We start from the raw sequence: 14,949 nt of genomic DNA on the forward strand, positions 1-14,949 counted from the left end.
GCATTAACTTTGTTAAAATAAATTCTTTTTGAAGAAAACAGCGAAAATGCCCAATGTGTAATATAAAATAATGTTACCCTTTACAGGGTAGTAGTAGTGGTGGTAGAAAATATGTAAATGATGGAGTTAATCATTGCTATATAAAAATCAATTTTGATTGCTTTTTTTTTACTGATTTTAATGCTAAGGTAAATAAAATTTAATTATACTACCAAAATATTTATTAATTTTCAAGCCCGAAACGATGGCCTGTCACTTTTTTAATCTAAAATTTTTATACTATCATGTCTGCGTCAGCTAATTTATCCGTATTTCAAAGCCAGGTGGCTATTAAGTTTCAGTTATACAATAGTTTGTTCACATCATTACCTTTTCACCGAATTGAGAAAACCGGTATTTTGGTTTCATTGCTTTTATTAAATTGTGAAGAAGGATATAAAAAAAAGCAAGGACCGTTAGAAATTATTCAGGAATTTTTTAATAAACAAACCAATTTAAATTCTGAGCAAGAAAAAATTGATTTGCTTTTTAGGTTTGTTCAATATATTGAAAGACAGGTAGTATTGTTTGATGCCTTAGAAGATGCAGCTTTTAAGGAAGTAAATGATATGCAGGGCAAAGGAACGGTAAAACAATTACTGTTAGAAGCAGATCAAAAGCAGATGATGGATACTTTGAAAAAACGTATCAATGATTTTAGTATTCAGTTAGTGCTCACTGCGCATCCTACTCAATTTTACAGGGGTGCTGTATTGGGCATTATTCATGATCTTTCTTCTGCCATCAATACCAATAATGAAAAACAGATATATACTTATTTGCAACAATTAGGAAGAACTCCTTTTTTTCAACAACAAAAACCTACTCCCTTCGATGAAGCAGTTAGTTTAATATGGTATCTTGAAAATGTATTTTATCATGCTGCAGGCCGCATTATTACTTATATTAAAGAAAATGTACCTGATTTATTAAGTGAGCATCATGCTATCATTAGAATGGGTTTTTGGCCGGGTGGTGATAGAGATGGTAATCCGTTTGTTACTCGTGATATCAGTTTAAAGGTAGCCAATGTGCTACGAGAAAGTATTATTCGTTCCTATTTCAGTGAAGTTAGAAAGTTAAAGCGGCGTTTAACTTTTAAAGGGGTAGATGTAGCTTTAACTAATTTGGAAAAAAGATTGTACGATAATTTATTTGTTCCAGAGCATGAATTTGATTTAACCAAAAATGAAATTCTACAAGCACTTGAAAAAATAAGGTATCAACTCATTTATGAGCACAATCATCTTTTTGTAAATCTGGTTGAATCATTCATTAATAAAGTTGAATTGTTTGGGTTGCATTTTGCAACATTAGATATTAGGCAGGATAGCAGTATTCATGCCAAAATTTTTGACTTTCTTATTCATGATACCAATGTCTTGCCCAAAGATTATGCTGCATCAAGTGATGCTGAAAAATTAAACATGCTGGCTGCTATTGAAACTACAATTGATTCAGGAGTTTTGAAAGATCCCGTACAAAAAGATACATTAGATATTATTGCTGCAATTCGTGATATACAGCATTTAAACGGCGAGGCGGGTTGTAACCGATATATTATTAGCCATTGCTTTAGTGCCATTAATGTAATGGAAGTTTTTGGTATGTTTTTGTTAATGGGGTGGAAGAAAGAAAATTTAACAATTGATATTGTTCCACTATTTGAAACCATTGATGATTTAAAAAATGCTGCTGCGATTATGGAAACATTGTATCAGCAAAATACCTATCGTTCACATCTTCAAAAAAGGCATAATAAGCAAACCATCATGCTGGGCTTTTCAGACGGAACAAAAGATGGCGGTTATTTAATGGCTAACTGGAGTATTTATAAAACGAAAGAGGCATTAACCGATATCTCAAAACAATACGGAATTGATGTAGTGTTTTTTGATGGACGTGGCGGCCCTCCTGCCAGAGGCGGTGGTAAAACCCATCAATTCTATGCATCAATGGGCAGCAATATTTCCAACAAAGAAATACAGTTAACCATTCAAGGCCAAACCGTTAGTTCTAATTTTGGTACGATCGATTCAGCACAATACAATATTGAGCAATTAATACATGCCGGCATGTCGAATGAAACTTTTTCTAATAATAAAATAACATTAGAAAAAATGGAAGAACAATTAATGGAAGCAATTGCTGAAACCAGTTATCAGGCTTATTTACAATTAAAAAATCATCCTTATTTTATTGATTATCTGGTGCATGTTAGTCCGCTTAAATTATATTCAGAAACCAATATAGGAAGCAGGCCTACCAAAAGAGGCGGCTCCAGTAAATTAACTTTGAATGATTTGCGTGCCATACCTTTTGTAGGCTCGTGGAGTCAAATAAAACAAAATGTTACCGGCTATTATGGCGTTGGAACCGCTTTGCAAGCTGCAGAGCATCAAGGGAAATGGGACGCCATTAAAGCATTATACCAGCATTCATTATTTTTCAAAACTTTAATTGATAATTGTGAGATGGCCATGCAAAAATGTTTCTTTCCATTAACCGCATTTTTAGCAAATGATGAAAAGTATGGTGAAATTTGGAATATGCTTTATAGTGAATATGAACTCACAAAAAAATATATACTGCTTTTAAACAACAAATCTGGCTTAATGGCAGATTATCCTGTTGATCAAATGTCTATTCAAATGCGGGAACGCATCGTTTTACCGTTGGTAACCATTCAACAATATGCTATTACGAAAGTTCGAGAGCTGGAAGCATATTCTTCACAAGAATCATTAAAAAATACTTACGAAAAATTGGCAATGCGTTGTTCCTTTGGTATTATTAATGCCGGACGAAATTCTGCTTAGCCTTGCAAAAAATAGGAGGATGTATCAAAAGCAAAAAGAAAGGGCTGAGATTTGCATAAACGAAAATTTTCTCCATCCCCTTACCGAATAAAAAGAGGCTGCATAGCACTTTTGATACAGCCTCTTTACTTTCTTAAGTGTTTGTAAGAAAGTGCTCACAACAATTTTAAGCAATTAGTTTTGAGAAATAATCCATTCATTTGAAGCGCTGGAATTTAATATTTGTTGTGTACGGGTAAGTTTTATTTTCCTAATATCTAATACAAAAAAGTAAATACTACTGATAATGAACGACAAGCACATAGCCAACATAATAGCAACAGTTGCTTCTTCCTTAAATTCCTGATTTTTAAATGCCAATGTGGTGGTAAAAATTGACATTGTAAACCCTATGCCTGCTAATGTACCCATGCCTATTAATTGTGTCCAATTTGTTTTAGCCGGTAAGTGCGCAATTTTAAAATAAACCAATATTCTGCTAAACAAATAAATGCCCAATGGTTTCCCAATTACTAATCCAACAATAATGCCCATACTTATAGGGCTAATCATATGATTAAATAAGTTATCCGGTAGTATAATTGCCGTGTTGGCTAATGCAAATAATGGGAGAATAAGGTAATTAACCGGGAAATGTATTGCTTTCTCAACTGAAGGTAAAAAATTAACCGGCAACGAAAATGCTACCAACACACCTGTAATGCCCGCCTCTATACCTGAGCGATACATGCAATACCATAAAGCAATCGGAATAATGATATATAAAAATATATTTTTTATTTTTAAAATATTTAGTATGATTAGTATTGAATATAAAATACCTGCTGCAGCTAAGAAAAATAAATTTATTTTACCGCCATAAAACAGTGTTACAATTACAATGGCACCTAAATCGTCTATAATAGCCAGTGCCATTAAAAATATTTTTAGACCAACAGGAAATCTTTTACCGATGATAGAAGCAACACCTAATGAAAAAGCAATGTCTGTTGCAGTGGGTATACCCCAACCGGATAAATGGCCGGATGCATGGTTAAATACGGCATACAATATTGCAGGCATAACCATACCACCTAAGGCAGCACCAAAAGGTAATATTGCTTTTTTAAAGGAAGATAATTCGCCATTTAATAATTCTCTTTTAATTTCCATACCAGCCAGTAAAAAGAAAAATGACATCATAGCTGTATTGATCCATTCTAATGGATTAGCGGGCAAAACCGCCGAAGAGGTTTTGAAAAAATCTTTATGCCAGAACAACTGATACGCATGTGTTTGGGTTGTATTAGAAAATAAAACAGATAGTAGCGTGCAAATAATTAATAAAATACCGGTAACCCTGCTATCATTTAATATTAGCCGCATGGGTTGAATGGCTTTTTTTATATGTTTATACATAACAAAAAGTTTTTTTGGTATAGTAAATGATGTATTTTATCCGTTTTTTTAAATATAAGGAGGGGTTTTGCAACCCCATCCCCATATGCATCCCTTCCCCTGTGTATAGCTATCAATAGTTAAATAAAATTTATCTTAATCAACATAACCTAAAACACCTGTTTCAGGTATATCCAAACCTGCAATTTCATCAGCCTCTTTGCTTCTTAATGGTATTATTTTATTTAATACTTTGAAAAATATATACATGGTAACAAATACAAATACAAAGCAGGTAATTGTTCCAATGCATTGTGCTATAAATTGTTTATAATCTCCATAAAACAAACCTTTAACAGTACCTGGTACTCCGTTCCAGCCATCACCATAAGAACCATCGGCAAATAAGCCCAACGATAAAACACCCCATGCACCATTGGCTCCATGCACCGCAAATGCACCAACTGGATCATCGATCTTTAATTTGGTATCTACAAAATTGTAAACCAGAATTACCAATATGCCTGAAATGGCTCCGATAATAACTGCCGAAATAGCTGTAACAAAAGCACAAGGTGCTGTTATAGCTACTAAACCTGCTAACATGCCATTGGCAATCATTCCGGGGTCAGCCTTGCTGCCTTTTATATACATGTAAAAAAGAGCTGCTATGGCACCTGCAGCGGAGGCCAGCATGGTATTTACCGCAACAATGCTAATACGTAAATCGCCACCGGCTAATGTTGAACCGGGGTTAAATCCAAACCAGCCAAATGCCAAAATAAATGTTCCAATAATAGCCATAGGAATATTATGACCGGGTATGGTTTTTACGCTGCCATCTTTACCATATTTACCATATCGGGGGCCAATTACAAGTGCACCGGCTAATGCAGCAACACCGCCAACCATATGCACTACAGAAGATCCTGCAAAATCTACATGTCCATGACCTAAACCAAAATTGGTGCCTAAAGCTGATAACCAGCCACCGCCCCAAACCCAATTACCAAATAAGGGGTATACAAACATTGAAATAAAGAATCCATACACTATAAATGATTTTAAAGTCCAACGTTCAGCCATAGCTCCTGTTGGAATAGTGGCAGTAGTATCCATAAAAACCATTTGAAATAAGAACAACGTAAATACCCCTACGTCATATACCTTGCTATTTAAGAAATAAGCAGCTGTACCGGCTATTCCAAAATCTTTTCCGAATAAATGAATTACTACCTCATGGCTGGTAACACCTGCTGCTCCGCCTAAAGTAGCCGGATTTAATGCGCCACCAAACATAATGGCAAAACCTACTATCCAGAATCCTAACATACCAATAGCATAGATTAAAAAATTCATCAGCATGGTATGTGCCACATTTTTTTTCTGTGTAAAACCGGTTTCAACCATGGCAAAACCAGCCTGCATAAACATTACCAAAAAGCCTGCAATTAATGTCCACATAATATTGATGGCAATTTTATTATGTCCGTCTGCATCACCAATACTATGAACCGTAGCTGCCAATTGATTGAGGTGTTCAGATAATTTTGCGGCACTACTATCTTGTGCTTTGCTTAATGTGTCTAAGGTTTTTACAGCTGCAGTATCAATATCTGCTAATGTACCTGTTTTGGCTCCGGTTGGATCTTGTGAATAGCCTGTTTTCGGAAAAATCATTGCAATGCTCAATAGCAGCATAAAAAGAGGAGCAATTAGTTTTTTTTCTAAAAAAATAGATGTTGTTTTTTTCATTGTTAGTTTTTTAGTGAGTAGTTAGGTTTGGTTGATTATGATATTAAAACTTATAAACAGCAGCCAATAAGCAGCTAACATCGCTTTTACTATATGAATTGAGGCTGCTTTTTGAGAAAATGGCAGATTGCGCATTATCTATTCTTAGTTCGGGAATGAGGGTGAGATTATTGATGTGAATGTTACCGGATAGCGTGGTTGCAATAATTCCGGCACCAACACCTGCTACATTTTTTTTGTCATCAAAATATTCCTCTCTTAAGGTAAAGCCAACAGTTTTTGTGGCATCATAATTTATATACAGCACATTGCTTGACCAACTGTTACTATTGCCGGCAACTTTCACTGTTTTAATGGTGCCATCGTAATCTAAACTGAACTTACTGCTCAAATTTGCATTCAATACCAAATCGAACTGATTAAAGTCAGTCCCTCCGTGAAAATTAAGGATTGCTTTAAATTTATCATCTTTTGTTCCGGTACTCAATTGGGCTATGGCAACTTTACGACCCGAAGTTGTTGTGGAGAAGTCGGTAGGATTGGCAATACCCACCATTATGGCTGTTTTACCACCCAATGCAATATCAGCTTTAATACCTGTGTGAAAGAAGGGACCATAGGAAAATCCATAACTCATGCTATAGTTTCTGTTGGCATAAGCATCTAATACTTCATAGCCGATAAAAGTACCAAATTTACCTGCTGTTAAGGTAACACCTTTAACAGGCGTATAGGTTAAAAATAACTGTTTAATAGCAGCCATGGTGCCTACATCATTGTAAGAGTAATTTTCGGCTCTTTTTCCAAAGCCTAAATCGGCAGTTGCACCTACTTTTCCAAAGGAGTGGTCAACCCTAACAGAGGCCATCCCTAATTCAAACGAATTTTTTGAATCGGTAAAACTGGTAAAACTGTTCGATTTAGCGTCGGAGGAGGGGTCAGTGAAATCAGTTCTGTAATAAGCATCAATTGCGTAAGTAAATGTGGTGTTACTTTCTATTTTTTTTGTGGAGTCCGTTTGGGCCTCAATAGAAGTAACTGCTGCAAAACTTATTGCAGTTAGTTGGCAGATTTTCTTTAACATTGTGGTTGGTTTTTTGTTAATAAAAGGGTACAGCAAATAGGCTTGGTCAGAAGTTTATTACCTGCTGTACCTTTTTAGTGTTATGATGCATGCATGATAATTTCCTTTTGAATGATGGAACCTTCTTCGTTTTCGCCAATCTCTTCTAATAAAATTGTTCCCTGAACGTACTTTTCGTCGTGTTGTGATTTGTCTAATCCTACTTCTTCTTCAGCTGAACTTACCCTTAATGGTAAAATGAAATTGATAAATTTGAATATGGCAAACGACATCGTGAAACTATATGCTACCACAATAAGCATTGCTTTTAATTGAATAAAGAATAAGCTGGTATTACCATATAACCAACCATTATTACCGGCGGCATTTACCGTTTTTGTAGCTAATAAACCGGTTAATAACATGCCCACCATACCCCCTAAACCATGGCAGGGGAAAACATCTAATGTATCATCGAGTGTAGACTTTGATTTATAATGAACCGCGATGTTAGAAATGACGGCTGCAATTGCTCCTACAAAAATACTTTGAGGTATACCAATGAAGCCGGATGCAGGAGTAATGGCAACAAGTCCAACCACTGCGCCAATACAAAAGCCGAGTACAGAGGGTTTTTTACCTTTTACAGCATCAAAAAACATCCATGAACAACCAGCGGCAGCGGCAGCAATACTGGTAGTAGCAAAGGCCGATACAGCCAAAGCATTAGCTGCCATTGCAGAGCCGGCATTAAAACCAAACCAACCAAACCAAAGCAAACCTGTGCCAATTAAAACATAAGGTATATTAGCCGGAGGAATTTCTCTTTGCTCTATATGAGCTTTTCTTCGTTTTAATACCAATGCACCGGCTAAGGCAGCGCAACCTGCTGAAATATGCACTACAGTTCCACCTGCAAAATCCAGAACACCCATTTTTGCCAGGAAGCCATCTGGGTGCCATGTCCAGTGAGCAATAGGAGCATAAACTAATAAACTAAACAATGCAATGAACAATATATATGCAGTAAATCGAATGCGTTCCGCTACAGCGCCTACCACCAAACCGGGTGTTATAATGGCAAACATTAATTGAAATAAGGCAAATAAAGTAAGCGGAATGGTGGGGGCACCTATCCAGGGAGCCCCTGAAGCTACACCTTTAAAAAAAAAGTGCGTAGCTGGGTTACCAATGAATCCTCCAATGGAATCACCAAATGCCAAGCTATACCCTACAACCACCCAAAGAATGCTAACAATACCTGCGGCTACTACACTTTTTATCATAGTAGAAAGTACATTTTTTCTATGCACCATACCGCCGTAAAAGAAGGCTAATCCGGGAGTCATTAAAAATACCAATGCCGTTGCCACCAATATCCAGGCAATATCTGCGGTATTGTATTGGCCTTTGGTATCCGTAAAATCTGGTAATGAAGGGATAAATAAAGCTGCGATTGCAACAATGCCAAGTAAAGTAAAAGGGGCAATTGCTCTAAAGGATACTTTTTTTACCATGATACAGATTTAAATTTAAATTTTATAAAAATATGAAATTTATTTTGCTAAAATAGCAAAAAAATTATAAAAACAAATAAAAATATCAAATGTAAATTATTGTAATTTGTATATATAATTTTGACAAAATAGTATTGGTTACTATAAATAACTGATTTTCAATTTTTTATGATGGTATAAATAAAAAAGTCACCCAAATGGGTGACTAATTAAAAAGTATTAAAATTTAATTAATTTAAATTACAGCCAATAAAGATTCATCTTTTGTTTCTAAAATTGAACTGCCCATCAAAAATTCATCTACCTTTCTGGCACATTCTCTGCCTTCACTAATGGCCCATACTACCAGCGATTGGCCTCTTCGCATATCGCCGGCTGTAAATATTTTGGCAATATTGGTTTGATAGTTTTTTTCAGTGGCTTTTACATTGCCCCTTTCATCTAATTCAACGCCAAGTTCTTCTATTAACCCACTGTGTTCAGGATGAACAAAACCCATGGCCAATAATGCCAATTCGCAAGGCATATCTCTTTCACTACCTTCTTTTTCAATAAACCTTGCCGGCTTTCCATCATTTGTAATAGTCCATTCCAAATCCACCACTTTAATGGCTTTCAGGTTGCCGTTTTCATCACCTAAAAAAGCTTTAGTTGCAATTGCCCATTTTCTGTCAGCTCCTTCTTCATGTGAAGTAGTGGTTTTTAATACCATTGGATATGTAGGCCAAGGCATATAAGGGGTTCTGCTTTCCGGTGGTTTGGGTAATAATTCAAATTGTGTAACTGATTTAGCTTTGTGCCGGTTAGAGGTACCTACACAATCACTTCCAGTATCACCACCGCCTATGATGACAACATTTTTGCTTGTGGCCATTAATTCATGCGATAGCATATTACTTTCTATACAGAAGTTTTCATCAACAGTTGGTTTTTTACCGGCCACTCTTTTATTGTTTTGTTTTAAAAATTGCATGGCAAAATATACGCCATTTAATTCCCTGCCGGGTATGTTCAAATCTCTTGGAAAAGTTGATCCCCCCGCCAATACAATAGCATTGAATTCTCGCAGTAAATCATTAATGCTAACATTTACGCCAACATTGGCATTGCATTTAAATACAACACCTTCTTGTTCCATTAATTGAATTCTTCTATCCACCACAGATTTCTCTAATTTAAAATCGGGTATTCCATAACGCAGCAATCCACCTGGCGCATCATCTCTTTCAAATATGGTTACTGCATGGCCTGCATAGTTTAATTGTGCAGCAGCAGCTAAACCTGCTGGTCCCGAGCCAATTACAGCCACTTTTTTACCGGTGTATACATTGGGTTTTTGGGGTTGAACAAAGCCTTTATCAAAGGCAATTTCAATGATATGTTTTTCAATTTCTTCAATGGTAACTGCAGGCTGATTAATACCTAAAACGCAGGCACTTTCACAAGGAGCGGGGCAAATGCGACCTGTAAATTCCGGAAAATTATTGGTAGAGATGAGGATGTCATAGGCCTCCTTCCAATTACCATCATACACTGCATCATTGAATTCGGGAATAACATTACCCAAGGGGCAGCCATTGTGGCAAAAAGGTACGCCACAATTCATGCAACGGGCTGACTGATGATTGAGTTGTTCCTCTGTAAAGGGAAGTACAAATTCTTTATAATCTTTTAACCGCTCTTCAACCGGTCTTTTTTTGGGAGTTTCTCTTTGAAATTCTATAAATCCTGTTGGTTTACCCATAATCATTTCTTTTAAAAATAATTGTTATTACTCTTGTACAATGTTCAAATGCTTACTTAGATTGCTTAACAGTTTTTGCGCTTTTTTCTTTCAGCACTTTTTTATAATCTTTCGGAAATACCTTGATGAAATTTTTCAACTGGTTATCAAAATCATCCATTACAAAACGGGCCACCGTGCTGCCGGTATAATTGTAATGCGCCTGTATTAATTGCTGTAAATCCTTACTGTCTGCTTCATCAAGCGGATCTAAATCAACCATTTCAGTATTACAATTCTGTTTAAAATTGTTGTTTACATCATATATGTATGCAATGCCACCACTCATACCCGCCGCAAAGTTTCTTCCGGTATTTCCTAAAATAACCACTTTACCGCCGGTCATATATTCGCAGCCATGATCGCCCACGCCTTCTGTAACAGCTACAACACCCGAATTACGTACGGCAAAACGTTCGCCGGCTTTCCCCATGATGTAGGCTTCGCCTGAAGTAGCACCATAGAAGGCAACATTGCCAATAATGATATTGTTTTCAGGAATATAAGAAGCGTTTTTGGATGGATATACAATGAGTTTGGCACCACTTAAACCTTTACCAAAATAATCATTGGCATCGCCTTCTAACTCAAGCGTAATGCCATTGGTATTGAAGGCTCCAAAACTTTGGCCTGCTGTGCCGGTAAAATTGAAATGAATGGTATCTGTTGGCAGTCCTTTTGTACGATAAATTTTTGTAATCTCATTGGAAAGTATTGCCCCAACTGTTCTATCGGTATTTTTAATGGGGAAATCGGCTTTTACTTTTTTGCCACTTTCAATGGCAGGTTTTGCTGCTTCCAATAATTTCCAGTCTAATACACCTTCTAATCCATGATCCTGCTCTTCCTGATGGTATAATCCTACATAAGGAGATGCTTCTTCTTTATACAAAATAGGCGAAAGGTCTAGTTTACTGTATTTCCAATGTTTTAGATTTTCACGTACGGTTAAGTTATCTACTTTTCCTACCATTTCATTGATGGTTCTAAAACCAAGTTCTGCCATAATTTCTCTGAGCTCCTGCACTACAAATTGAAAAAAATGTATTACATGTTCAGGATCGCCGGTAAAGCGTTTTCTTAATTCAGGATCTTGTGTGGCAACACCTACCGGGCAGGTGTTTAAATGGCATTTACGCATCATTATACAACCTTCTACAACCAATGCTGCAGTAGCGGCGCCCCATTCTTCAGCACCCATTAAAGTAGCAATAGCAATATCTCTTCCGGTTTTCATTTGTCCATCTGCCTGTAATACAACCCTACTGCGTAATTTATTTTTTACCAAGGTTTGGTGCGCTTCTGCTAAACCAAGTTCCCAAGGTAATCCGGCATGTTTAATTGAACTTAACGGAGAAGCGCCGGTTCCGCCATCATATCCTGAAATTAAAATAACATCAGCTTTTGCTTTTGCTACACCGGCGGCAATGGTTCCAACACCTGCTTTGGCAACTAATTTTACACTAATTCTGGCTTTTCTATTGGCATTTTTTAAATCGTAAATTAATTGCGCCAAATCTTCAATGGAATAAATATCATGATGGGGTGGGGGAGAAATTAACCCTACACCCGGTGTAGCGTGCCGAACCTTGCCTATCCATTCATCAACCTTATGTCCGGGTAGTTGACCACCTTCACCGGGTTTAGCACCTTGGGCCATTTTAATTTGCAATTCATCGGCTTCTGAAAGGTACAAACTGGTAACTCCAAAACGGGCAGAAGCCACTTGTTTAATGGCACTGCGCATACTATCGCCATTGGGCAATTTTTCATACCGCAATTCATCTTCACCACCTTCGCCCGTATTACTTTTTCCGCCCAGTCTGTTCATGGCAATGGCCAATGTGCTATGTGCTTCATGTGAAATAGAACCAAAACTCATGGCACCAGTAGCAAAGCGTTTATAGATATTTTCTGCGGGTTCTACTTCATCAATTGAAATTGGTTCACGGGTTCTTTTAAAATCTAACAAACTGCGGATGGTGCAAGCTTTTAAGCCTTGTTCGTTAATTAGTTTTGCATATTTTTTATAGGTATTGTAGTCATTCATTCTGGTAGCATATTGCAACAAATGAATGGTTTGTGGGTTGAATAAATGTTCTTCTCCCTTTCTTTTCCATTGGTATTGTCCACCAACGGCTAACCGTTGTACCGGAATATCTTTTTTACTGAAAGCGAGGTTGTGTTTGGCCAAAGCTTCACGGGCAATTTCATCAAGCCCCATACCTTGAATACGCGAAGTGGCTCCGGTAAAATATTTATCTACTACCGATTTGTTCAAGCCTACTATTTCAAATATTTGCGCTCCCTGATAAGATTGCAGGGTAGAAATACCCATTTTGGAGAAAACTTTTAACAACCCATCGCACACAGCTTTTATATAATTTTTTTTGAGTTGATCAACATCCAATTTGGTTTGCAAATAACCATCAATTTTCATATCCCGAATGGTAGAAAGCGCCAGATAAGGATTAATGGCTGTGGCACCAAATCCAATTAAGCAGGCAAAATGATGCACTTCCCATACATCACCGGCTTCAACAATAATACCTACCTGTCCGCGATAACCTTTTCTGATGAGATGATGGTGCACTGCAGCAGTGGCTAACAGAGATGGTATAGGAGCATGTTCACTATCAATGGCACGGTCTGAAAGAATCAATACCTCAAAGCCATCTTCCACTGCATCTACCGCATAGCGACAAAGCCGGTCAATACCCTTTTGCAATGAACCCGGTTTAGCATCGGCACGAAAATAGGTTTGTAGGGTTTTAGCCTGGAAAATACCTGTATCAATACTTCTTATTTTTTCTAATTCGTGATTGTTGAGTATGGGATGTTTTAAAGCTACACTATGGCAATCTAATGGATCTTCTACCAAAATATTTCCATTATTTCCTGCAAAAGTTGCCAGGCTCATCACCATTTTTTCGCGTATGGGATCGATGGGTGGATTGGTAACCTGTGCAAATAGTTGTTTAAAATAATGGCTTAGGTGTTGTGGTTGGTTGCTTAATACAGCCAAAGGCGTATCTGTTCCCATTGAGCCAATGGGTTCTTTTCCATCTAAAGCCATAGGCGCAATAATGGTTTCCAAATCTTCGGTTGAATAACCAAATGCTTTTTGGTATTTAAAAACCTGATCGTGATGCAAATGGCTAAACGTTACCCTTGGTTCCGGTAATTCTTCTAATCTTATTTTATATTTGTTTAACCACTCTGCATAAGGTTTTTTAGAACATATTTCGTTCTTTAATTCTTCATCACTAATAATTCTTCCCTGTTCCATATCTACCACAAACATTTTACCCGGTTGCAGGCGGCCTTTTTCAATAATCAAATTGGGTGCTACCGGCAATACCCCTGTTTCAGATGCCATGATAACACGGTCATCTTTGGTAACGCAATACCTGGACGGACGTAGTCCGTTTCTATCTAAAGTGGCCCCAATAATTTTACCATCTGTAAAAGAAATAGAGGCCGGACCATCCCATGGTTCCTGAAAAGCAGCATGAAATTCGTAGAATGCTTTTTTTACCGGATCCATTTGTTCGTTGCCATCCCATGCTTCCGGAATCAACATCATCATTACATGGGGTAGTGAACGACCGGAAAGGGTGAGTAATTCAATCATATTATCTAAACATGCTGAGTCTGACTGATTTTCTGTTACTATGGGCAACAGCATATCCATTTCTTCTTTGGTAAAATAAGGCGTAGTAAAGCCTTTTTCACTGGTTTTTAGCCAGTTTAAATTACCCTGGAGGGTATTAATTTCTCCATTGTGTGCAATGTATCGAAAGGGTTGTGCCAATTTCCAGGAAGGAAAAGTATTGGTAGCAAAACGAGAATGCACCAAACCAAATGCGCTGACTACTTTTTTGTTTACTAAATCGGGGAAATAATTCCGAACCTGCATACTGGTTAACTGGCCTTTATATACAATGGTTTTGTAAGATAAGGAAGCGATATAAAAACCAATGGTATCTTTTTTTACTGTATCTTGAATAGTATGCGAAGCATAATTTCTTAAAACAAATAATTTTCTTTCAAAAGCATCGGGATGATTGATATGATCGGGGCAGGCAATAAATACCTGTTCCATTTCAGGTTCAACTGAAAGTGCAGTAGATCCAATATTAGCGGGATTAACCGGTACTTTACGATAAGCCAATACTTCTAACCCCAATGTTTCGGCTGCACGATTAAAAATATCTCTGCATTCTTCTTTTAAGCGAATATCTTTTGGAAACAAGATCATGCCTACACCATATTTTCCAAAAGATGGAAGATGTACGCCAAGTTTTACACATTCTTCAAAGAAAAATTCATGGGGTAATTGTATCATAATACCGGCACCATCACCCGTATTGTTTTCACAACCACAGGCACCCCGGTGCTCCATATTTTCTAAAATGGTTAAGGCATCCAATACATTTTGGTGCGATTTGTTTCCCTTAATATTGGCAACGAAGCCAATGCCACATGCATCATGCTCAAAAGCGGGGTTGTATAAACCGGTAGTTTCAGCCATTTTTTTGTTAGAATTTACCATTGTTATTTAAATTGTTTTTATATAATGGCAACAATCGTTCA

Annotated in this window: 7 protein-coding genes; 1 reads left to right on the top strand and 6 read right to left on the bottom strand. The window is 37.1% G+C overall.

All coding sequences use genetic code 11. The features are described from left to right. Nucleotides 1–284 precede the first annotated feature (284 nt). Nucleotides 285–2,858 (top strand): phosphoenolpyruvate carboxylase, encoded by a 2,574-nt coding sequence (locus AC3QLY_RS09830; RefSeq protein WP_288097130.1) that lies wholly within the window; start codon nt 285–287, stop codon nt 2,856–2,858. A 174-nt stretch (nt 2,859–3,032) separates the two neighbouring features. Here AC3QLY_RS09830 and nhaA read toward each other — a convergent pair whose 3' ends face one another. From nhaA to gltB, 6 genes are all read right to left on the bottom strand, one after another. Beyond that, nucleotides 3,033–4,256: a Na+/H+ antiporter NhaA gene (nhaA, locus tag AC3QLY_RS09835; RefSeq protein WP_288072982.1), complete on the bottom strand. Its 1,224-nt coding sequence runs from the start codon at nt 4,254–4,256 to the stop codon at nt 3,033–3,035. A 135-nt stretch (nt 4,257–4,391) separates the two neighbouring features. Next, a complete protein-coding gene (locus AC3QLY_RS09840) occupies nt 4,392–5,990 on the bottom strand; it encodes an ammonium transporter (protein ID WP_288072980.1) in 1,599 nt (532 codons plus the stop codon). A gap of 43 nt (nt 5,991–6,033) precedes the next feature. Beyond that, on the bottom strand, nt 6,034–7,074 hold the full coding sequence (locus AC3QLY_RS09845; protein ID WP_288072979.1) for an outer membrane beta-barrel protein: 1,041 nt from the start codon (nt 7,072–7,074) through the stop codon (nt 6,034–6,036). An 80-nt stretch (nt 7,075–7,154) separates the two neighbouring features. After that, a complete protein-coding gene (locus AC3QLY_RS09850; protein ID WP_074420462.1) occupies nt 7,155–8,570 on the bottom strand; it encodes an ammonium transporter in 1,416 nt (471 codons plus the stop codon). A 235-nt stretch (nt 8,571–8,805) separates the two neighbouring features. Beyond that, nucleotides 8,806–10,314 (bottom strand): glutamate synthase subunit beta, encoded by a 1,509-nt coding sequence (locus tag AC3QLY_RS09855; protein WP_074421048.1) that lies wholly within the window; start codon nt 10,312–10,314, stop codon nt 8,806–8,808. A 52-nt stretch (nt 10,315–10,366) separates the two neighbouring features. Continuing rightward, complete coding sequence (gene gltB / locus AC3QLY_RS09860; RefSeq protein ID WP_492989706.1) at nt 10,367–14,908, bottom strand: glutamate synthase large subunit; 4,542 nt, start codon at nt 14,906–14,908, stop codon at nt 10,367–10,369. Nucleotides 14,909–14,949: the final 41 nt, after the last annotated feature.

This window comes from Hydrotalea sp. GW822-HT8A01, assembly GCF_058798575.1.

Excerpts from the sequence above, each read along its gene's own strand:
- AC3QLY_RS09840 (WP_288072980.1), bottom strand. The coding sequence starts at position 5,990 with ATGAAAAAAACAACATCTATTTTTTTAGAAAAAAAACTAATTGCTCCT.
- AC3QLY_RS09830 (WP_288097130.1), top strand. The coding sequence starts at position 285 with ATGTCTGCGTCAGCTAATTTATCCGTATTTCAAAGCCAGGTGGCTATT.
- gltB (WP_492989706.1), bottom strand. The coding sequence starts at position 14,908 with ATGGTAAATTCTAACAAAAAAATGGCTGAAACTACCGGTTTATACAAC.
- nhaA (WP_288072982.1), bottom strand. The coding sequence starts at position 4,256 with ATGTATAAACATATAAAAAAAGCCATTCAACCCATGCGGCTAATATTA.
- AC3QLY_RS09850 (WP_074420462.1), bottom strand. The coding sequence starts at position 8,570 with ATGGTAAAAAAAGTATCCTTTAGAGCAATTGCCCCTTTTACTTTACTT.
- AC3QLY_RS09845 (WP_288072979.1), bottom strand. The coding sequence starts at position 7,074 with ATGTTAAAGAAAATCTGCCAACTAACTGCAATAAGTTTTGCAGCAGTT.
- AC3QLY_RS09855 (WP_074421048.1), bottom strand. The coding sequence starts at position 10,314 with ATGGGTAAACCAACAGGATTTATAGAATTTCAAAGAGAAACTCCCAAA.